Origin of the sequence: Collinsella sp. AM23-17 (assembly GCF_003470945.1) — a bacterium.
GTDB lineage: Bacteria > Actinomycetota > Coriobacteriia > Coriobacteriales > Coriobacteriaceae > Collinsella > Collinsella aerofaciens_O.
Map to the genome: position 1 here is coordinate 55,268 of NZ_QRHU01000010.1, position 22,226 is coordinate 77,493.

General features: G+C 58.3%; 16 protein-coding genes. 7 read left to right on the forward strand and 9 right to left on the reverse strand.

Annotation, left to right across the window (positions count from 1 at the left end; translation table 11 throughout):
* Positions 1-198: 198 nt before the first annotated feature.
* From DW645_RS05125 to DW645_RS05140, 4 genes are all read right to left on the reverse strand, one after another.
* Complete coding sequence (locus DW645_RS05125; protein ID WP_118226642.1) at positions 199-1,890, reverse strand: FAD-dependent oxidoreductase; 1,692 nt, start codon at positions 1,888-1,890, stop codon at positions 199-201.
* Positions 1,891-2,116: 226 nt separating this feature from the next.
* On the reverse strand, positions 2,117-3,079 hold the full coding sequence (locus DW645_RS05130; protein WP_118226644.1) for a redoxin domain-containing protein: 963 nt from the start codon (positions 3,077-3,079) through the stop codon (positions 2,117-2,119).
* 35 nt (positions 3,080-3,114) lie between these two features.
* Positions 3,115-4,026 (reverse strand): 4Fe-4S binding protein, encoded by a 912-nt coding sequence (locus tag DW645_RS05135; RefSeq protein ID WP_233540717.1) that lies wholly within the window; start codon positions 4,024-4,026, stop codon positions 3,115-3,117.
* Positions 4,019-4,165, reverse strand: a complete 147-nt coding sequence (locus DW645_RS05140; RefSeq protein ID WP_197032826.1) for a CD1871A family CXXC motif-containing protein — start codon at positions 4,163-4,165, stop codon at positions 4,019-4,021. The genes DW645_RS05135 and DW645_RS05140 overlap by 8 nt, the downstream gene beginning before the upstream one ends.
* 89 nt (positions 4,166-4,254) lie before the next feature.
* Between DW645_RS05140 and DW645_RS05145 the strand changes: the two genes are divergently transcribed.
* Both DW645_RS05145 and DW645_RS05150 read left to right on the forward strand, forming a co-directional pair.
* Positions 4,255-4,929: a response regulator transcription factor gene (locus DW645_RS05145; protein ID WP_118226648.1), complete on the forward strand. Its 675-nt coding sequence runs from the start codon at positions 4,255-4,257 to the stop codon at positions 4,927-4,929.
* Entirely contained in the window at positions 4,926-6,074 is a 1,149-nt protein-coding gene (locus DW645_RS05150) for a HAMP domain-containing sensor histidine kinase (protein ID WP_118226650.1), read from the forward strand. The genes DW645_RS05145 and DW645_RS05150 overlap by 4 nt, the downstream gene beginning before the upstream one ends.
* A gap of 116 nt (positions 6,075-6,190) precedes the next feature.
* Here the strand turns inward: DW645_RS05150 and guaA are convergent, their stop codons facing one another.
* Entirely contained in the window at positions 6,191-7,171 is a 981-nt protein-coding gene (gene guaA, locus DW645_RS05155; RefSeq protein WP_118226651.1) for a glutamine-hydrolyzing GMP synthase, read from the reverse strand.
* A 297-nt stretch (positions 7,172-7,468) separates the two neighbouring features.
* Here guaA and DW645_RS10015 point away from each other — a divergent pair, with 297 nt between their 5' ends.
* On the forward strand, positions 7,469-8,473 hold the full coding sequence (locus DW645_RS10015) for a helix-turn-helix transcriptional regulator (RefSeq protein WP_199576433.1): 1,005 nt from the start codon (positions 7,469-7,471) through the stop codon (positions 8,471-8,473).
* Positions 8,474-8,628: 155 nt separating this feature from the next.
* Complete coding sequence (locus tag DW645_RS05165; protein WP_118226652.1) at positions 8,629-12,996, forward strand: hypothetical protein; 4,368 nt, start codon at positions 8,629-8,631, stop codon at positions 12,994-12,996.
* 90 nt (positions 12,997-13,086) lie between these two features.
* Here the strand turns inward: DW645_RS05165 and DW645_RS05170 are convergent, their stop codons facing one another.
* Positions 13,087-13,329, reverse strand: coding sequence for a hypothetical protein (locus DW645_RS05170; RefSeq protein ID WP_158568687.1), 243 nt, complete (start codon positions 13,327-13,329; stop codon positions 13,087-13,089).
* Positions 13,330-13,474: 145 nt separating this feature from the next.
* On the opposite strand from DW645_RS05170, the gene DW645_RS05175 reads away from it, so the two are divergent.
* From DW645_RS05175 to DW645_RS05185, 3 genes are all read left to right on the forward strand, one after another.
* Positions 13,475-14,857, forward strand: coding sequence for an ATP-binding protein (locus tag DW645_RS05175; RefSeq protein WP_117655545.1), 1,383 nt, complete (start codon positions 13,475-13,477; stop codon positions 14,855-14,857).
* A gap of 152 nt (positions 14,858-15,009) precedes the next feature.
* Entirely contained in the window at positions 15,010-17,007 is a 1,998-nt protein-coding gene (locus DW645_RS05180) for a type IIA DNA topoisomerase subunit B (RefSeq protein WP_118226654.1), read from the forward strand.
* A gap of 45 nt (positions 17,008-17,052) precedes the next feature.
* On the forward strand, positions 17,053-19,293 hold the full coding sequence (locus tag DW645_RS05185; RefSeq protein ID WP_118226656.1) for a DNA gyrase subunit A: 2,241 nt from the start codon (positions 17,053-17,055) through the stop codon (positions 19,291-19,293).
* A gap of 99 nt (positions 19,294-19,392) precedes the next feature.
* On the opposite strand, the gene DW645_RS05190 is transcribed toward DW645_RS05185, so the two are convergent.
* From DW645_RS05190 to DW645_RS05200, 3 genes are all read right to left on the reverse strand, one after another.
* Positions 19,393-20,682 (reverse strand): ATP-binding protein, encoded by a 1,290-nt coding sequence (locus DW645_RS05190; RefSeq protein ID WP_089572817.1) that lies wholly within the window; start codon positions 20,680-20,682, stop codon positions 19,393-19,395.
* Between the two features lie 180 nt (positions 20,683-20,862).
* A complete protein-coding gene (locus tag DW645_RS05195; protein ID WP_118226658.1) occupies positions 20,863-21,393 on the reverse strand; it encodes a flavodoxin family protein in 531 nt (176 codons plus the stop codon).
* A 198-nt stretch (positions 21,394-21,591) separates the two neighbouring features.
* A complete protein-coding gene (locus DW645_RS05200) occupies positions 21,592-22,152 on the reverse strand; it encodes a TetR/AcrR family transcriptional regulator (RefSeq protein ID WP_118226660.1) in 561 nt (186 codons plus the stop codon).
* Positions 22,153-22,226 lie beyond the last annotated feature (74 nt).

A 22,226-nucleotide genomic window follows, 5' to 3' on the forward strand; every position in this document is an offset into this window, starting at 1 on the left:
GCGCGCTCGCCCGCTCCCCCGCCGTTCACGTTCGGCGCGTTTGTCCTACTCTATCCTCATTTTTGGCCGATACCAGTGAGGAATGTAACGAACCGCGCCAAAAAACGAACGGGACAGCACGCCGCATGGCGCACCATCCCGCATATAACATCCCCGATGCGACAAAGAGGCTGTCACTTTGTCACATTCCAATGCGCGCTACTTTTCGAGCCCGCACGGCATAACGTTAGCGCTGCCGCGGCGAGCCTCAGTCACGGCTGCAAAGAAGCGATAGCCGCCCGAGAAGTTAAAGCACTCAAAGCCATGCTGCGCCAAAATGCGGCAAGCAATGTAGCTGCGAATGCCGCTCTGGCAAATCACGTAAACCGGCTTGGCCCGGTCGAGCTCGCCCAAGCGATTGCGCAGATCATCGACGGGAATGTTTACGAAACCATCGATATGCCCGCGCTCGTACTCCCCTTCCGTACGAACATCGAGCAGCTGCACGCTGCCATCGCGTGGCAAGTTGGGCTCATCCTCCCAATGCCACTGCGCCAGTATGCCGCGATTGAGGTTCTCGATCATAAAGCCCGCCATATTAACGGGATCCTTCGCCGATGAATACGGCGGCGCGTATACTAGGTCCAAATCCTTAAGCCTATCGCCGTGCATGCCTGCCTGGATGGCAGTCGCCAGAACGTCGATACGCTTGTCCACACCATCGATGCCCACGATTTGCGCACCCAGCAGGCGCAATCCCTGCTTCTCGAAGACAACCTTCATGGTCATGGGCGTTGCACCCGGATAATAACCCGCATGCGAACCGGGCGACAGGACCACGCTGTCGCAGTCAATTCCCGCCGCGTGTGCCGCCTTTTCGGATAGTCCCGTGCTTGCCGCCGTCAAGTCGAATACCTTGATAACCGATGAGCCCAACGATCCGAGGTAGCAGCTGTCCATGCCAGCTATGACATCGGCGACGACACGCCCCTGCTTGTTGGCGGGGCCGGCGAGCGAAATGACCGCGTCCTCGCCGGTCACCTGATGCGTGACCTGCACGGCATCGCCCACGGCATACACGTCGGCAGCAGAGGTCTCCATGCGGTCGTTGACCACAATAGCCCCCTTGATGCCCAGTTCGAGCCCCGCCTCTTGCGCCAGATGGCTCTCAGGTGCCACGCCAATGGCAAGCAGCACCATATCGGCTCCGATAGGGTCATCGCCCGCAACATGGGTGACAACGCGGCCATCAACTTCCTCAAAACCTGTCACATCGGCTTTGAGGCGCAGATCGATACCGTGCTCACGCACCTCGGTATGCAAAAGGGTCGCCATGTCGTAATCCAGGTTGTTCATAAGTTGGACGGGACGCTGCAGAAGGGTCACCTGGAGCCCCAGCTCGCACAGATTCTCCGCCGTCTCGACGCCAATGAAGCCGCCGCCGATCACGACGGCACTGCTCGGTCGCCGCTCTCGAACATAGCTGTGAATACGCAGCGTGTCCTCAACGGTGCGTAGGCTAAAGATTTTATCCGAGTCGATGCCCGGCAACGCAGGGCGAATCGGCTTTGCACCCGGCGACAGGATGAGCTTGTCATACGTCTCGACAAATTCCTCGCCCGTCAGCATATTGCGAACCTCGACCGTATGCGAATCGGGATGGATGGCAAACACCTCGTGACTCGTCTTGACCGCAATGCGAAAGCGATCCCAAAAGCCCTTGGGAGACTGCAGCGTCAATGCGCTCTCTTCTTCTATCACGCCGCCAATGTAGTACGGAAGCCCACAGTTGGCATACGATACAAAACCCGTGCGCTCAAAGATGACAATTTGGGCCTGTTCGTCGAGTCTGCGCAAACGTGCCGCCGCCGACGCGCCGCCCGCGACGCCTCCAACGATAACCACCTTCATAGCTAACGCACCACCTTTCCCGTGTAGCCGCTTATGCCGCCGATATTCTTGACACTGCCATACCCAGAACGCTTAAGAAAACTCACAGCTTGGTTGCTTCGCGCACCGCTCAGGCAATGCACGAAAAGCTGCGTGCCCTTTCGACGTATACCCATGATGCTACCCCGAAGCAGAAAAAAGAGTCGCTGTTTCCAGCGACTCCCCTTCAGTTGTCTGTCCCACGGACTTACTGTTCGCTCTTCGCGAGTGCCTGATCGATCAGTTTGTTGAGCGCCTCGCGCTGCTCGGCGGAGTTGATACCGCCCATGATCGGCTCTCCCACGATGTTGCCGTTCTGGTCGATCACGTAGGTGGTCGGGAACGAGTACAGGTTGGAGGTGAACTTTCCGGCCTCGCTGTCCGACTTAAACCAGATGTTCTTATACGTCACGCCCTTCTTGGAAAGCACGTCCTTAGCATCGGCCACCTCGTCTTTGTTGCCATCGAGCGTAAAGGAATTAACGCCCACGACCTGGCCGCCCTTCTCGGCAAGCTCCTTGTTGAGCTTCTCCAGATCGCCCAGCTCTCCCACGCACGGCTTGCAGGTGGTAAACCAGAAGTTCATGACGGTGACCTTGTTCTTGGAGAACAGCTCGTCGCTGTTTACATCGTTGCCGTCCAAGTCCTTGCCCTTAAAGCTGGGGAACTTCGTCTCCCCGCTCTCGCCGTTGGCCATGCCTGCGGTCGAGGCATCAACACTCTCCCCCTCGCCGGGCGTGCTGCCGCATCCGGGGAACTCCTTCTCCAGCGCCATGAGCTTGTCCTCGATCTCCTTGACCTGCTGTGCGCCGGCCTTAAGCGTCTTGAGCTCGTCAGCCGCAAACTGATCCTTGGCGCCCTCGATGGTATCGAGCAAGAAGTCACCGTAGTTCTTGCCGTCCTCAATCATGGGAGTGTCTTTGTTGGCCGCAAGGAACACCTTTTCCCATAGGGCGTTATCGCTCGCAAAGATCTCGTTTTCCTTTTGCAGCAGCTGCTGGTACAGCTCGGCCGCCTCCTCGGCACTCGACGGCTTTTGCGCTATGAGCTCGGCAATCTGCGCATCGCCGCTCGTGGCATCCTTCGCGTCGCCCTTGGGGGCAGAGCACGCCGCGAGAGTCAGCGCCAGCACGGGCAGCATCAACAGAGCCGCAATTTTTGACAGTTTCATGGTTCCTCCGTTTATATCGAAACTTATATAGGTACCTATTTGTTTTCGCAGGCTTGCGTGGACTGCGCGGGTTTGTCGCCCGTCACACCCAGCCCGTAGCGAAAGCTAATAGCATCGACGGGGCACGCGCCCACGCATTTGCCGCAACGAATGCACTCGGCATGGTCGGGCGTACGCGTAACGTCCACGTCCATCTGGCACACCTTGGCGCACTTGCCGCACGAGACGCATTTACAATGATCGACCTGAATCCCCAGCAACGACACCTTGTTCATGAGTGCATAAAATGCGCCGAGGGGGCAAATCCATTTGCAGAAGGGGCGGTAGAACAGCACGCTCAGCACCGCAACCGCAATGAAGATCGCGAGCTTCCAGGAAAAGAGCTTTCCCAGCGCGGAGCGGATTCCCGTATTCATGATGGACAGCGGAATCGCGCCCTCGAGCACGCCCTGCGGGCAGATGTACTTGCAAAAGAACGGGTCGCCCATACCCACATCGTTGACCACCAAGACGGGCAGCAGCACCACGGCAAACAGCAGCACGGCATACTTGATGTACGTGAGCGGCTTGAGCTTTTTCGTGGAGAGCTTTTTGCTGGGAATCTTATGCAAAAGCTCTTGCAGCCATCCAAACGGGCACAAAAAGCCGCATACAAAACGTCCCAGCAGCACGCCGATTAGAATGAGCGTTCCGGTGACGTAATACGAAAAGCTAAACTTAGACGAGCCCACCACCGACTGAAACGACCCGATGGGACACGCACCCGAGGCCGCCGGACACGAGTAGCAGTTGAGCCCCGGCACGCAGACGGCTTTGCCCGCCCCCTGGTAGATGCCCCCCTTGACAAAGTTAGGCAGGTGAATATTGGTCGCAAGCGTCGCCGCCGCCTGAATCAATCCGCGGAATCTCGCCAAAAGATGCGATGCAGTGTTTTTTCTTTTATCCAATTCCGATACACTCCAAGCACAGCCTGATTGCCTTGGCCAGCACGGCATCTGCCTCGCCGCGCATAATTCCAAAGCCAACCATGGCTACCCCAACGATCAGCAAAGCCACCTGCGCCACAGGCTTAATCGCTTTGAACAATCTGACCACTCCTTTCGTTTCGCGACCCATTGGACCATACCGACTATAAAATCCGTGTTAAGCGTGAATGACTATGCAAGGAGAACGTTATGCGCATCTTGGTCGTCGAGGACGAGCGGGCGCTGTGCGATGCGATCGCACGCAGCCTGCGCAACTTGGCCTATAGCGTCGACTGCTGCTACGACGGGCAGCAGGCCCTCGATCTACTCGATGTCGAGACCTTTGATCTTGTCGTGCTCGACCTCAATCTCCCCCATGTCGACGGCATGACCGTGCTCAGGCAACTCAGGACAACTGATTGTGAGACCAAGGTGCTCGTGCTCTCGGCACGCGGCGAGGTCACCGACAAGGTAGCAGGGCTCGATGCGGGCGCCAACGACTACCTCACCAAGCCGTTCCATCTTGACGAGCTGGCAGCACGTATCCGTAGCCTCACGCTCAGACGCTTTACGCAAAGCGACGTTGTCCTGACCTGCGGATCGCTGAACTTTGACACCAAGGCGCGCGTCGCCTCCGTGGGCGGCGAGACCCTATGCCTCACGCGCAAGGAGACCGGCATCTTGGAATACCTGATGCTTAATCAGGGGCGGCCGGTGAGCCAGGAAGAGCTTATCGAGCATGTATGGGACAGCAGCGTCAACAGCTTTAGCAACGCGACCCGCGTGCACATCTCGTCGCTGCGCAAAAAGCTGCGCGGTGCGTTGGGGCACGACCCCATCCGCAACCGAATCGGCGAAGGCTACGTTATGGAGGACGGCAAATGAAGCGGCTGTCTCTGCAGTGGCGCATCACGTTGATGACGGCCCTGCTGGTATGCTCGACCTGCGTACTTATGAATTGTCTGGTTGGCTACTCCGGCATGCGCTACATGGACTCGATTGGTGCAGAAGCGTCGGCGCACAGCAAGGTGGAGGCGGCCTCGCCCAGCTCATTTGACCCGACAAACAAAGAGCTCGACGACGCGCTGACCATCGTCGTGAACGACGCCCAAGAATCGTTTGGCGCGACGAGCTGGTATATAACTGCGGCGGTAACGCTGCTCGGCGGCGTGCTGGCCTACTTTGTAAGCGGACATGCGCTGCGGCCGTTGCGCTTCTTTGCGACGCAAGTCGAGAGCGTGCGGCCCGACAACCTCGCCGACACAAAAATCAGCGAGGACGTGCCCTCTGAACTCAGGCGCTGCAGCGCGTCGTTTAACGACATGATTGCCCGCCTTGACGAGGGATTTTCCGCACAAAGACAGTTTACGGGCAATGCGGCGCACGAGCTGCGCACGCCACTTGCGCTCATGCAGGCCCAGGTTGAGCTTTTTTGCGCCGAGCACCCCGACGCCGACGCCGATACAGCGAGCCTGCTCGGGCTGCTGCAGGAGCAGACCGAGCGGATGACGCACATGACAAAGACCCTGCTCGAGATGAGCGAGCTGCGCAGTGTCCCTTGCAACGATGCGATTGACCTGGCGCCGATGATCGAAGAAGTACTCACGGACCTGGCGCCCCTTGCCGCGCAAAAAGACATCACGCTTACAAGTGAGGGCGACGCGCAAACGATCGGCAGCGATACGCTAATCTATCGGCTGCTGTTCAACTTGACCGAAAACGCCATACGTTACAGCGCGCCCAACTCGACCGTGCAAATCAACGCCTGCGCCGAAGGCGACCGCGTGCTGCTACGCGTGCGCGACCAGGGGCCGGGCATTCCCGAGCAATACCAGACGAGCATCTTTCAGCCCTTCTTTCGCGTCGACAAATCGCGCAGCAGGGCATACGGCGGCGTGGGGCTGGGGCTTGCGCTGGTCTGGGAGATCGCCGCGCTCCACGGCGGCTCCATCGAGGTCGAAGAGAGCTCGGAGCGCGGAACGACCATGCTCGTGACTCTTCCCACTCGCGCACTCGGCTCATTAAAATAACGAACGGGATGGCACTCCGCGTGGCGTACCATCCCGCACATAATATCGAGGATGTGACAAAGGGACTGTCCCTTTGTCACATCTGCTAGTTCTCGTCGCCTACCAGCTGAGTTAGCTTACTCCCACTCGACCGTGCCAACGGGCTTCGGCGTGAGGTCGTAGCACACGCGGCAGATGCCGGGAACCTCGGCGGTGACGCGGGCGGTAATGCGCTTGAGCAACGCCCAGTTGAGCTCAGGCACCTCGGCGGTCATGACATCGACGGTGTTGATGCAGCGGATGATACAGGGCCAATCGTAGGCGCGCTTGCCCTCGCGCACGCCGGTTGCGCGGAAGTCGGGCACGACGGCAAAATACTGCCAGATGGTCAGACCGGCCTTGTCGATCTCCTCGCGCACGATGGCGTCGGCTTCGCGCAGCGCCTCAAGACGGTCGCGGGTGATGGCACCAAGGCAGCGGACGCCCAGGCCGGGACCGGGGAACGGCTGGCGCTCAACCATATTCTCGGGCAGGCCGAGCTCGCGACCCACGACGCGGACCTCGTCCTTGTACAGCAGTTTGACGGGCTCGCAGAGCTCAAACTGCAGATCCTCGGGCAGACCGCCCACGTTGTGGTGAGCCTTCACGCCGTCTTGGGACTCCAGGATGTCGGGATAGATGGTGCCCTGGGCGAGGAAGCTGACCTCATCGCCAACCTTGCGGGCCTCCTCCTCGAACACGCGAATGAACTCGGCGCCGATAATCTTACGCTTGGCCTCGGGCTCCTCGACGTCCACGAGCTTGTCCAGGAAGCGATCTGTGGCGTCAACGTAAACCAGGTTGGCATCCATCTGATTCTTGAAGACGTCGACGACCTGCTCGCTCTCGCCCTTGCGCATCAGGCCGTGGTTAACATGCACGCAAATGAGCTGCTTGCCGATGGCCTTGATGAGCAGGGCCGCGACAACCGAACTGTCGACACCACCGGAAAGAGCCAGCAGGATCTTTTTGTCGCCGATCTGCTCGCGGATTGCAGCGACCTGCTCTTCGATGAACGCCTGGGCAAGTTCGGGAGTGGTGATACGTACCATGTCGTCGGGACGCTTGTTGGGATCCATGCAGAGCTCCTTCTCGGTTCGATGGAAATGCGCCGCGCGTATGCAGACGCACCGTCATATGACCTCATTATATGCAGAACGAGATACGTTTCCCATCGCTGCGACAGAGCTTTTTGCAGGGGCGGCAGTTTTTCTATATCCCAAGGTCAGCTAGACTTCGGTAGCCACCTTGGGAGCATCGCCAATAGACTCTTCCTTTATACGTTCGGCACAATCGTAGGCGATACCCACAAATTCCAGTCCCGAGCAACAAGAGTACAATTGCAGCTATTGTTGTCAGCTGTTGGGAGATGGAAGATGGACTGCGATGGCTACCCATGCGTTCCCATGCCGTTGATGTGCACTGCCTTTGTGCCGGGGCAGATTGACGCTGCGGTTGCAGGCATTTCCGACCCCGATTCACGCGCCATCGCCACGGCAGAAGCGCTGTACTTTCGCGGACAGGCCGCACTCGCCGCCAAGACGGCGCACCCCTATCTTGACGTCACCGATCCCGCGCTGCGCTATTCCGCATGCTTTATCTGCGGATACGCCAGTCTGTCGCTCAACCGTATCGCCGACGCCCGCCGGTGCCTTGCGGGCATCCTCGATACGCCGGCCGACGAGGAATCGCCCGCCGTCCACGCCACGCATATCCTGTTCGCCTCGGCCGCAAGCGTCCTGCTGCACTTGCCTTCCCCGTATTCTGCCGAAGAGTTTTATCCACTTGCGGCGCACCTACCCGAAGGCCTGCGACTGTTCGCCAGCTACGTGATGGCGCACGCCTTGTATCTGCGCGGCGAATACGGCCGCAGCCTGGGCATGGCGGAAAACGCCCTAATTATGAAACAGGGAAGCTATCCCATCTCGGAACTGTTCCTGCACCTGGCAGCTTCCATGGCATGCATGAGCCTCAAGGACATCGACGCCGCAAAAGCGCATTTTGGAGCCGCTTGGGACATTGCGCGCCCCGACGGCCTTATCGAGCTCATCGGCGAGCACCACGGCCTTTTGCAGGGGCTTATCGAGGCGTGCCTAAAAACGCAATACCCTGACGACTTCGCGCACATCATCGAGATCACGTACCGCTTCAGCTACGGCTGGCGGCGCATCCACAACCCCGATTCGGGCGAGGACGTTGCTGACGATTTAACGACCACGGAATTCACCATGGCCATGCTCGCCTGTCGTGGGTGGACCAACGCCGAAATCGCACGCCATATGGGAGTATCGCCGGGCACCGTCAAAAACCGCCTATCCGGCGTATACGCAAAGCTTGGCATCGGCACACGCGCCGAGCTGGTCGCGCATATGTTGCGTTAGCGACCGGGCTGCCAAGCGCATCGAACGCGTTCCGGAACCCGACGCTTCGCTCGATCAATTTGGACATTTTGACCCTTGAACGGCACTACCGCCACGGGGCGCCTTCTCGCACAATTGGATTATTTCCACCGATATTTGCGGGATGGGAGCCCAAGATGCTTGATCGCCGTTCGTTACTTGTTGCCGGAGCGTCCTCGCTAGCGAGCATCATGTTGCCTCGCGTGCCGGGAAGCGAAAATGCCTTCCTGCTGCCGTTCGCGCCCACCGAAGCCTATGCCGACGAAAAAGATCCCTTCAGGGTGCTCGTTCTCTCGCGCACCATGTTTGGTGTGGTCGTGGTCGACGTCGCCAACAAGAATATGCCCATCAAGGGAGCGCAGGTCACGCTCACGTCGCGCTACGTCGCAGGCAAGCAGCTCGCCGCCACGACCGATGAAGAAGGCACGGCCATCTTTGAGGTCGCCCCTCTTTCGGAAGACTACGTGGACGAGGCAACGCTTCTCGACGCGTACGACTTTAACGGCGGCATCTCCATTAGCATGGCGGGCTACCGCGATGTCGAGATTCCCCTTGCGCGTATCCAGGGCGGCACCGCCATAACCGCACCCACACGTCCGCTGTCCGACGGCGAGCCGTACTTCCGCCAGCTCACATTCGACGAATGGGACATCCAGTACGCTGATGCCACGTTCATGGCATTGCCGAAGGACGACGCGGCAAACGACCAACCCGACACGCATGCCTTTATTGTACAGGCACATCTGCCACAGGGTGGACAGGCAACGCTGCACATCAACAAGGTAATGCCCGCCACGGGTAGCTCGCCCGAAACCGTCACGCAGATCGGCCAGATCAAGGCCAGCGCATCAGGCGCGGATAATCTGGCGACGTTCACACTCGAAGACAAGTTTCTCGACGCGGCATCGGGCCTTCTGGAGGAAGGGTGCAAGCTGCGCTTTGTCCTCGACTATCAGGGCAAAACCTACACGCTCTCATCCCCCATGGCCGTTGTCACCGCGCCGGCCGCAAAGGCGGAATCGGGCTCGACCACTATCGTCCCCACTACCATGGACCAAGAGGTCACTCCGTTTGATTTCCCCGCGGCGTTTCCCGGCATCGGCGGCAATAAGTTCACGTGCTGGATACCCACATTTCCGATCCTCTTCGATTTCTCGTTTGCTGGATACGTGCTGTTTGGCGGAGGATACAAACCAGCCAGCTATATGAACGATTCGGGCAATCCGGATCCGGAGTACTGGAAGAAGTCACCGCGCGAGTCGGGCGCCAAGCAGGCAAACCGCTACCTCGACGAAATGGAGGGGAAGTGGAATCAGTACAAAAGTATGAGTGCCGGTTCGGGCACCGATCCAAGAAACACCAAGCTCCTTCGCCACCATTGCACGCCGCTGTTCACGATGGATATCGCCACACAGCTGTACGGCTCGCTCGCCTACGATTGGGTGGGCAAAACCTGGGGTGACAACAACGACCCCGCATACGGCAATATTAAGGCCCTCTTCCAGGTAAGAACCGACCTCAATTGGACCGAGCAGTTTACCCTAGGACCGGTGCCGTTTTTCCTAAACGTCAACCCCTGGGTGCTGGCAAAACTGGCGCTCGCCGTGGGCGCCCACACGCACGGCAGCGGCGCGGCGTTTTTCAAGAACATTTCGCTCGACTATTCCAACACGTCGGGCTCGTTCACCATCCAGATCGGACTTGCCGTCACCTTTGGAGCCGGCATTGCAGGCGTCGCTTCGTCCGCTGTGCGTGGCGCCGCATCCCTCACACTGTTCATTGGGTACGAGAAGGCAGATGGACACCAGCTTCCGCGGCTGCGCGTAGGTGCAGACGTCGATGTCGATGTGATACTCCAGTTCGTAATGTTCAAGTGGACCACCAAGGCTTGGTCGGGGTCGTGGCCCACACTCATCGATTCGTGGAATTTGTCGGTGAACAATGGCGACCAGTATGTGCTCCAACGCTCTGAGCTGGCATTGGGTGGAGATACGCCTTACACGCTGGATGCCTGCTTCGGCACGCCCGGCAACACCGAGGCAGGTGGTGTGCCGCAGTTTATCGCATCGGCCACCATCGTCACCAACGCCGAGCTGCTCGCACGCGCCGAGGTTAAGGCCACTGCCGTAAACGCCGCGCCTGTCGTGCGCGATTGGGATCAAGCGGTCACGCGCATTGAGCTCGAGGCGGATTCAGAAAGCGACGACACGGGACAGATCGAGCATTTCGTCCATGCACTGGTAGAGAACGACGAAAATGCCGCACCGATGTATGAGTACACCTACATCGGTCAGTCAACGAACGCCGTTGCGGACCCGAACGCCAATTCTGCCGGCGTGTCGGAGGACGAGCGTGGCGGCGTCAAACCCTCGAGCGACAACGTGCTGTTTTCCGGCGTGCTCAGCGAAGCCCACATGAAGCTAACGATGATTGCCGGCGTAGAATGCCTGTTCCGTATCGCCTCGGTGCGCTACGGCGACAATGGCCGCTCGCGCCTGGTGGTGCACACAAAGGCAAACGGCACGTGGTCCGCTCCCACGCCCGTGGACTTTCCCCTTGGGTTTGGCGAGGGCGACGTGGAGCGCGACGGCATATTCGATTACGACTTCGACGTGGTGGAATATACGGACGGAAGAGGAAACCAGGACGCCTACGTGCTGCTGGTCTCGGGCGAGCGCCCCGCCGGCGACAACACCCTTTTCGATACGGCAAGCACAGCCGGCATACTGTCCGTTGTGCGCCTGCGCATAAGTAATGACGAGATCCGCGTGGTGTCGCATACGTCATGGCGCAGCATCTCGCGCGGCCGCCTGCAAGAGGATGGCTACCATTGCCTGCAGTGCCCGCGCATCACGGCAGGCAAGACGCTGGTCGACGGGCGCCTGTCGGGTGCCTACCTCCACCGCCGCGGAACCACCGCAGAGAAGGCGCTCGGCAGCGAGGCCGAGGTTGCGCTGGAATGCTTTACCCTGTGGTCGGATGATTTGGGCGACAGCCTGACGTTCCGCCAAGTTCTTCGCTTTCCGCAGGCACCGTCGAGTATCGAGCTGAGCGAGCCCGAGAATATCAACGGCAAAATGGTGGTGCCCGTTGCGTACGAGACCGCAGACGGTTGCGGCTGCGCATCGTACGCCGTGATCGGCCAGTCCATTGCGGGCTGGGGCGTTATGCCACCAGACGCCACGGTGCCCCATGCGGTGCCGTGGCCACAACATTCGGGCTTTTTGGCCACCGTCAACGAGCAGCTGCAGCATATTACTTGGACGCGAGGCGCATCGGCATTTGCAACGCAGCCCGTGGGTGCCGCAGGCTGTGGCCCGGCATCGTTTAGCGTAAGCAACAACGGCAGGTGCGCGCTCTATGTAGAGAACACCGATGGCAAGGTGGGGCAAACCTACGACGAAGAAGGCAACCCGGTAGCAGTAATGGGCAAGCACTTCCGCATCTTCGCCAGCACCTTGGCAGGCGATCTGTTCACGGAGCCGTTCGTGATGTGCGAGCTGGACCATCCCGTCGATCAGATAACGACATTTTTGACGTCGGGAGGCATGCTCTCCGCGCTCGCCACGCACATTGTGAGCGCGGAGAAGAGCGAGGCAGAGCTGCACGGCATCGAAGTGCCCTTGGTGGCGTGTGCCACTCCGACGGGCGCGGTCGCTACCTCGGGCGCGGTGGTACCCGGAGCAGCAGGCGAATCCTTCATGGTCACGGTGCGAAACGACGGCAACACCTTGCTGACCGCCGGCACGATCGATCTGTACCGAGAGGGCTCCAGTCAGCCGTTCTCCAGCGCATCCATCGGATTCGGAGTGAACGCACGCATGGCTTCGATCTACGATCCAGAGCTTGCCGAGGACGCTTCGGCCAACGACATGGCACACGTGAAGTACGCACTCGAGACGCTGGGCACACGTTTTGCAACGCACCCGCTGGTAGCCGACAACGGCAACGCCGTGCTGGCACCGGGTTGCACGGCACAGTTCTGCATGAGCTTCGCCATCCCCGAGAGTTGGAGCGACGAAGTGGGCAAACGCGTAACGCTGTATGAGAAGGCGCGTAATCTGGTGGCGCTCGATCCCGTAACGCTCGAGGAAATTCGACCGGGCGCAAACTCGGCGCTGGGTGCCGTACTGCACGAGCTTCATGTGCCCGACGCGGCATGCGAACGCTCGGAAGTTCAGGTCGGTGTATGCGACAGCGCGGATACGACAGGACTTCACGACGCCCCGATGACGGTCGACGGCGATGGTGGCTCGAGTGGCGGCGGTACTGACGAGGACGGCAGCTCCGGCGGAAGCAGCTCCGGCAGTGGCAAGGACCACGACAATAACAAGCGCTCCGGAAAAGCGGGCGCACTTGCGGGCACGGGCGATGTCAACGCTCCCCTTACGGCAGCCGCTGCAGCACTCGCCGCGGCAGGCGCCGGCCTCGTCGCCTACAGCGCCCGCCGCACGGCGCTCGAAACCGACACCGCCAATGAGGTCAATTCGGATAGGCCTCGCTAGCTCCTACTTACTTTTGTGAGAGGCGCCGACTCGGCTAATCGAACATCAAAATGGGCTGGTTCTGGATACCCAGAGCCGGCCCATTGCGCATTAGATGTCGTCTGAGGAGTCGAGTTCTGCCTCGAGCTTGGCACGGCGTCTTTTCGCCGTGAAAAACGTTGCACACAGGACAGCAAACGTGGCCGCGAAAATCGTCGCACCGCAGAACACGCCCGTGGCCAGGTTCGCCAACCAAAAGACGCTTTCGAGCAGTACGATCTGCGCCTCAGCGACACAGCGCATTGCGGCAATAACAAGCGCGAACGCGGCGCTTATGGAAACCATGTTCGCCATCGCCATGTGGACATAACAATTTCGATTCGCTATTCAAACTTACTCGGACAGAACCGACTCGGTTTTGTCCGAGTAAACTCGAGCATAAACTTGTTCATGCGATACAATTAACTCGGACAAAACCGAGTCGGAAGGAACCGAGTAAGTGGAATTCATTGGCAGGGAGCTTGAACTCGCCCGTATTAAGAAAACACTCAATGCGCCCGAGCAGCGCAATGTTCTCATTTACGGAAGGCGTCGCGTCGGCAAAAGTGAGCTCATCAAGCAGGCGCTAACCGATTTATCGGACGTCGCAACGATCTATTACGAGTGCCGCCAAACCTCCGAGGCAGACAACCTCGAGAGTCTGTCCGCCCTTGCTGCTGAAGCGCTAAGCTTTCCTCCGCTCGCCTTCACGGGCATCCGCGAGCTCATCGAATTTCTGTTTGCCCAAGCCAAAGACAAGAACATTACCCTCGTTCTCGACGAATACCCCTACTTGAGAGATGCGGTTAAAGGCTTAGACAGCATTCTCCAGACCTCAATCGACGCTCACAGGGAAGACTCACGTTTAAACATTGTCCTGTGCGGCTCCTATGTTGAGATTATGAAATCTCTCATCGAGCATGAAAGCCCCCTCTACGGGCGAATTGATCTCGCGCTTGAGCTTAAGCCCATGGATTACTTTGACGCTGCAAAGTTCTATCCCGCGTTCTCACCCGAGGACAAGGTGCGGCTCTATAGCGTTTTTGGCGGCATCCCCTTTTACAATCGCCTCATCGATCAGTCCCAAAGCGTACGCGACAATATCATCGAGCTCGTCACAGAACCTGGCGCCCGCTTAGAAAGCGAAGTACCGTCCTATCTCAACGCCGAGATCTCGAAGATGACCAACGCCAACGAAGTTTTCGGGGCTCTCGCACAAGGTTACTCCCGTTGGGGGGACGTGCTGGCACAGTCGCACGTCTCGAGCGGTCCGGCCATGGCAGACGTACTCGACAAGCTCATGTCACTCGAAATCGTCCAAAAGCGTGCACCCATCAACGACCCTACGAATAAGCGCAAGTCTGGCTACTTTGTGGTGGACCCACTTTCGCTCTTTTACTATCGCTACGTCTTCCGCAATGCTTCTGCGCGTCAGCTGCTCGACCCGGAAGTCTTCTATGATCGTCACGTCTCCCAAGACTTCGAGGAAAACTACACTCCACATATGTTCGAGGAGATCTGCCGTCAATACCTCGTACGGCAAAACAGGACTGGCAAGATCGAACCGGCTTTCGATGCCATAGGCAAGTACTGGTACGACGATCCCGCAAACAAAACGAGCGGCGAATTCGATGTGGTAACGCAAGACCCCGAGGGCTACGCATTCTACGAAGCAAAGTTCCGCAAATCCCCCGTCACGCAAAAAATGGTCGACGAGGAAATCACCCAAGTCGAGGCAACGGGGCTCAAGTGCCATCGCTACGGATTCTTCTCCCGTTCGGGCTTCGAAGCTGACGAAAGCGATCGAACCGTCTTCATCGACCTGCCGCAGATGTTTGAATAGGACAGACCCCACCCGCATCCCAAGCATCCATTATCTAATCGAACTATTGTTCGATGGAATTCGTGTTGGTTGGAATCGCCCAAGGCCTGGGCTATGCTACCTTGACTATCTATATGACTAAAACGCAGCAAAGGAGCACCGAGAGAGCGAGTATGGCAAAAAACACCGCAAACTATGGTAACGACAGTATCCGCCAGCTCAAGGACGAGGAGCGCGTACGCCTGCGCCCCGCCGTCATCTTTGGCTCGGACGGACTCGACGGCTGCGCGCATGCCGCCTTCGAGATCCTGTCCAACGCCGTTGACGAGGCGCGCCAGGGCTACGGCAAGCTCATCACCCTCACCGCCTTTCGCGATGGCTCTATTCAGGTAGAGGACAATGGCCGTGGCTGCCCGCTCGACTGGAACCCTTCCGAGAAGCGCTTTAACTGGGAGCTCGTCTTCTGCGAGCTCTACGCTGGCGGCAAGTACAACAACAACCAGGGCGGCGACTACGACTTCTCGCTCGGCACCAACGGCCTGGGCTCGTGCGCGACCCAGTACGCTTCCGAGTACATGAACGTCACCGTCTGGCGCGACGGCAACAAGTACTCCCTGCACTTTAAGAAAGGCAAGGTCGTCGGCGCCAAGAAGAAGGCACTCGAGATTGAGCCCAGTGACGAGAACCGCACCGGCACCACCATCAAGTGGCGCCCCGATCTTGAGGTCTTTACCTCGATTAGCATTCCCCACGACTGGTATCGCGAGACCATGCGCCGTCAGGCCGTGGTCAACGCCAACGTGACCTTCCGCCTGCGCATCGAGGGCGACGATGGCGAGTTTTCCGAAGAGGATTTTTGCTATCCCAAGGGCATCGAGGACTACGTGCTCGAGAAGGTCGGTACCGACTACCTTACCGAGCCCTTCTTTATCGAGGCCGACCGTCGCGGTCGCGATCGCGAGGACCTGCCCGATTACAACGTAAAAATCACTGCTTGCATGTGCTTCTCGCGCACTTTCATGATGCAGGAGTACTACCACAATTCCTCCTGGCTCGAGAACGGCGGTTCGCCCGAGAAGGCGGCCCGCAGTGCTCTGACCAGCGCCATCGACGCCTACATCAAGCAACAGGGCAAGTACAACAAAAACGAGAGCGGCATCAAATGGCAGGACGTCCAGGACTGCCTGGTACTGGTGACCAACTGCTTCTCCACCCAGACGTCCTACGAAAACCAGACTAAGAAGGCCATCAATAACCGCTTTATCCAGCAGGCGATGACGGCATTCTTTAAGGAGCGCCTCTCGACCTATCTGATCGAGAACAAAGACGCCGCCAACAAGATCATGGAGCAGGTGCTCATCAACAAGCGCTCGCGCGAGAACGCCGAGAAGACGCGCCAGAGCATCAAGACCAATCTGCAGCAGAAGACCGACATGGCCAACCGCGTGCAGAAGTTCATCGACTGCCGCTCCAAGGACAAGAGCCGTCGCGAGATCTACATCGTAGAGGGCGACTCGGCAGCAGGCGCCATCCGCACCTCGCGCGATGCCGAGTTCCAGGGTGTTATGCCCGTCCGAGGCAAGATCCTCAACTGTCTGAAAGAGGACTACCCGCGCATCTTTAAGTCCGACATCATCATGGACCTCATGCGCGTGCTGGGCTGCGGTGTGGAGATCAAGGACAAGCGCATCAAGAACCTTGGCGCCTTTGACCTGGACAACCTCAACTGGAACAAGGTCATCATCTGTACGGACGCCGACGTCGACGGTTATCACATCCGCACGCTTGTGCTCACCATGCTCTATCGCCTGGTGCCCACGCTTATCGACGAGGGCTACGTGTATATCGCCGAGTCGCCGCTCTACGAGATCAACTGCAAAGAGAAGACCTACTTTGCCTACACCGAGCTCGAGAAGAACGGCATCCTCAAGGAGATTGGCGACCAGAAGTGCTCGATCAACCGCTCCAAGGGTCTTGGTGAGAACGATCCGGACATGATGTGGCTCACCACCATGAACCCCGAGACGCGCCGCCTGATCAAGGTAGAACCCGAGGACGTCACCAAGATGGAGACCATGTTCAACCTGTTGCTGGGCAACGACGAGACGGGCCGCAAGCGTCACATCTCCGAGCACGGCAAGGAATACCTGGACCAGCTGGACCTGCAGTAGCAGCAAATCGATAACGACGGCCCATAAGAAGTTCAAGAGGAAATCGTGGCAAAGAAGAAGACGAAGAACCAGCCCAAGAAAAAGCAGGTCAACGCCGAGAACGTCATCGGCCTGCACTCCGAGGTCACCGACCAGCCGATTACGCAGACGCTCGAGGTCAACTACATGCCCTACGCTATGAGCGTCAACGTCTCGCGTGCATTCCCCGAGATCGACGGCTTTAAGCCCTCGCACCGCAAGCTGCTCTACACTATGTACAAGATGGGCCTGCTCAAGGGCGAGCGCCAAAAGAGCGCCAACATCGTGGGCCAGACCATGAAGCTCAACCCACACGGCGACGCCGCCATCTACGAGACGATGGTGCGCCTGGCCACGGGCAACGAGGCGCTGCTTGCTCCTTTCGTGGAGTCGAAGGGCAACTTTGGCAAGTACTATTCGGGCGACCTGAGCTACGCCGCCTCGCGTTATACCGAGGCCAAGCTCTCCCCCATCAGCGCCGAGATCTTCAAAGACATCGACAAGGACCCGGTCGACTTCGTTGACAGCTACGACGGTGCCATGAAGGAGCCGCGTCTGCTGCCCACCACGTTCCCCAACATCCTCGTCTCGGCCAACAAGGGCATCGGCGTCGCTATGGCGTCCGATATCTGCGGCTTCAACCTCAACGAGGTCTGCACCGCCACGATGCACTACCTGAAGGACCCCGACTGCGACCTGCTCGAGTACATGCCCATGCCCGATTTCTCGACCGGCGGCGAGATTATCTACCGCCGCGAGGAGATGGAGAAGATCATCGAGACCGGTCTTGGCAGCTTCCAGATTCGCTCCCGCTGGCGCTGGATTCCCGAAGAGCGCATCATCGAGGTGTACGAGATCCCCTACACCACCAAGACCGATGTCATCATCGAACGCATCGTCAAGCTCTCCAAGGAGGGCAAGGTCAAGGAGATCGCCGACATCCGCGACGAGACCGACCTTTCGGGTCTGCGCATCGCCATCGACCTTAAGCGCGGCGTCGACCCCGACAAGCTCATGGCCAAGCTCTATCGCTCGACCACGCTGCAGGATTCGTTCTCGTGCAACTTCAACGTGCTCGTCGACGGCTATCCCCGTGTTATGGGCGTGCGCCAGATTCTGCACGAGTGGGCCAAGTGGCGTATTGCGTCCACGCGTCGCCGCATTAACTTTGACCTGGGCAAAAAGTCCGAGCGCCTGCACCTGCTGCACGGCCTTGAGGCAATTCTGCTCGACATCGACAAGGCCATCGCCATCATCCGCGGCACTAAGCTCGAGGCAGAGGTTGTACCCAACCTTATGAAGGGTTTCGACATCGACGAGACCCAGGCCGAGTTTGTCGCCGAGCTTAAGCTCCGCAACATCAACGAGGAGTACATCCTCAACCGCACCAAGGACATCGCCAAGCTCGAGGGCGAGATTGCCGAGCTTGAGGAGATCCTCTCCAGCGAGGAGAACATCAAGAAGGTCATCAGCGACGAGCTAGCAGCGGTCAACAAGAAGTACGTGATGCCGCGCCGCACGGGCAGGATCGAGCCCCATGAGGTTATCGAGGTAAGCTTGGAGCCCGAGGTCGAGGAGTACCCGGTCACCATCATGCTCTCGCGCGATGGCTACCTAAAGAAGATGACGGACCGCGTGCTCAAGAAGGCGACCACGCTCAAGTACAAGGACGGCGACAAACCCTTTATCGAGTTCCCGTCCTCCAACACCCACGAGCTGCTGGTCTTTACCAACAAGAGCCAGGTGTACAAGTGCAAGGTCGCGGCGTTTGAGGACACCAAGTCGGCCCAGCTGGGCTCGTACCTTCCGACCGATCTTGAAATGGAACCCGACGAGAGCGTCATCTGGGTCATCGACCCCGAGGACTACAAGGCCGACGTGCTGTTCGTCTTTGAGAACGGCCGCGTGGTGCGTGTCGCGCTTTCTGGATACGCTACCAAGACCAACCGCAAGCGCCTTAAGAACGCCATCTACGGCGGCAGCAAGCTGCTGTATGCGCAGGTGCTCAAGGAGGACCGCGACCTCGCGCTGGTCTCGAGCGACTACCGCCTGATGAACTTCAACACGTCGCTGCTCAAGACCAAGACGACCACCAACACGCAGGGCGTCCAGGCCTTTACGGCCAAGAAGGGCCGCTCGGTCACCACCGTCGGCACGACCGAGGAAATCCTTGGCGCCGGCGTCTCGGCCGAGAAGTTCACCGCGCAGAGCCTGCCCTCCGCCGGCGCCCTCATGAAGGAAAATGACATGCCGAGTTTGTTTGACTAAAACAACGGCGACTAAACCGTCATGGTTTTACAAAGCAGCGGGGCCCGGAGCGCAGTAAACGCTGCGCCCCGGGCCCCATGCATTACACCAGCATCATCCCTATAGACAAAATGCCGCATAAAGCGGAACAGACATAAGCCCATCATTCATTCCAAAGGGCTTAGTCGATAGCCTGATAAGGCGCACGCCCGGATGGGTCTTTTTAAGTGAGGACAGACTTCGAGATCTTGTGTTCTCCCCCGCCTTGACTTCAATCGCAGACAAGCATCCCTGCTTCTCTACTACAAAGTCGATTTCCGCACGATTATCTCGCGCCCAATAATGCAGTGGATAACCCATGGCTGAAAGCTGTTGGGCAACGTAGTTTTCGGTAAGTGCACCCATGAATGTGCCGCCGATACCGGCAAGAATATCGGCGCGTTGAGCACCGGCCTTGGAGACCAGCAGCCCTGTATCCGCCTGATAGATTTTAAAAGCAGAAGGGTTAACGAAGGCCTCTAAGGGGCTTTCGATCTGCCCGACTAGGCTGCAGCGCGCCACCGTACCCGACAATACAAGCCAATCGAGAGCATCTCCAAAGAGAGACGCATTGCCCCCCGCTCGCACTACCTTGTATTGAAATTTACGATTCTCTTTGGCAAGCTGCTGTGGAATGGAATCGAAGCACGCACGCGTCTTTGCACTCAAGCGTTCATCAGCATATTTATTGGTGTCGGCGGAATATCCGTCGAGAATAATCCGATGCTTTTCGGCCACATCAATGATTGACTGATCATCGATGTACGTTTGGACCGCCTCGGGCATTCCGCCAACAACAAGATACTGTCGATAGAGCCCAAGCGCCTTTTCATGAAGGCTTGGCGCAAGAGGACCCATTATCTCGAATGATGAGCGTATCTCGTCGACCAGCTGATCGTGCCCCATCGCCCAGAGAAACTCCTCGAAATCGAGTGGAGTCATCTCAATCAAGTCGGTCTTTCCGACGGGGAACGAATACGACTGATGGTTAATGGCAACCCCAAGAAGCGACCCGGCAGCCGCAACGTAATACTCGGGAGCATCTTCGCAAAAGTATTTAAGGGAAGTGAGCGCTTCCTCGCATGCCTGGATCTCGTCAATGAACAGTAAGGTTTTGCCAGGCACGATACGCTGTCCCGTACGAGCCTCGATCGCACGTACGATCGAATGAGGGTCAAGACCGCCCGAAAAATCCGCTCGCGCCGACCGGTCGTTCTCAAGATTAACGTAGACAACCGATTCGAAAAGATCCTGGGCGTACGTTCTGAGCAAATAGGTCTTGCCACACTGGCGCACGCCTTTGACCAGCAAAGGTTTTCTATCAGCTCTGTCTCGCCATTCCCTAAGGAGCTCGTCTGCCTTGCGACGCATACGTAACCTTCCCTCATGAACTTCTATTTGACAATATTTTAACGCGGATTAATTTGTTTTCAGTTATTTTTCTGCGTTTAAAAATTGTTCTATACGGCACTTGAGGGAATTCGCCCCTATCTCTCGGTAAGGACAGCAAGCATTTCCACCAACGCTGATTGCCATGCGTTCTTCTTGTCCTTAGGCAAGCTTGCGAGCGAGCTCTCGCACCTCTTTCAACTTGGGCGAGGATGCCATGCTGTCGCGCTCGGTCATACCGCTGATGGTGACAATGCCCTGGTCCTCCCACTTGCAGTACGCGCAGGTTGACTTGTACATAGCGATCGCCGCATCATAGACACCCTCGCTGTGGCTATCGAGTAAAAGGGCCGTCTTGGTGAACGGGAATCCCGCGGCACCGAAGGCGTACAGGCGGTCGATGGCGGTCTTTTCCTGCGCAGTGATATCAAACCAGTAGATAGGCGAAGCGAAGACAACCATGTCGGTGTCTTTCAGCGACTCAATCACGTTGGCCATGTCATCCTTCTGCACGCAGACGCCCTCATGGGCGAAGCAGTACTGGCATCCCAAGCAGCCGGCGATCTTCTTGCTGGCAACGCGGATGACCTCGACCGTATGGCCGCCCTCACGCGCGGTCTCGGCAAACGCCTCGACCATGGTATCGGTATTAGCGCCCTTACGCGGGCTGCCGCTCAATACAACGATATTCATAGGATTCCCTCTCCCTCATGCTGCAGGCGCGCAGCATGCTTTCTTGTAACCAAAACGAATGGTGTTAATCAATCGCCAGCAGGCCATATCTCTTGCTCAAGTTCCCTAAAGAAGCTCAAGACGATTGCGATTGCCTTATACAACGTCGAAAATCAAAGAGGGCCCATAGCAACGCCACCTACCTGAAATGACATGCGGTCAAGACGAGCTACGAGGATCGTGACGAGCCGATACCGCCCGCATGCCCCCTTCGGAATAGGCGCTGAGCAGCTCCTGAGCGTGGGCAAACTCGGGCCCTCGCCTCCAACCGAGCAGGCGGTTGACCGCGAGATTTCCCTGGACGTTGTGGACGAAGAGCAGATAGGCCTCCTCGCGCGAAAGCCCAGTCTCCTCCATGATCGAGGGAACCATCTGCTCGGCGCCGCGCTCGACGACGCGCTGTGCCACCCGGGCGTACGCGTCGTCATCCGAGTAGAGCAGATAATAGTCATCGTTTGCCGGCGGACGCTGGCAGAGGGCACCCGCCTCCGTTCCCTCGAGCGGCGGCACCGCCGCCAAGGCCTCGTCGATAAGCGCGTCGAGCAGGGCGAACTTGTCCTCGTAGTGCAGATAGAACGTGCCACGGTTGATATCGGCGCGGCGGCAGATATCCGCTACCGTCATCTTCGCGAAGCCGACCTCGGCCAGCAGCGCGAAGAACGCCTCCCGTATGACCGAGAGTGTATAGCGTCGGCGACGATCGATCTTCCCCGCTTCCATTACCCCTCCAATTGCAACGCTCGACAATGCCCGGCAAACGCTCGTTTATCGACAGCAGGCCGAAGCTGTTCATT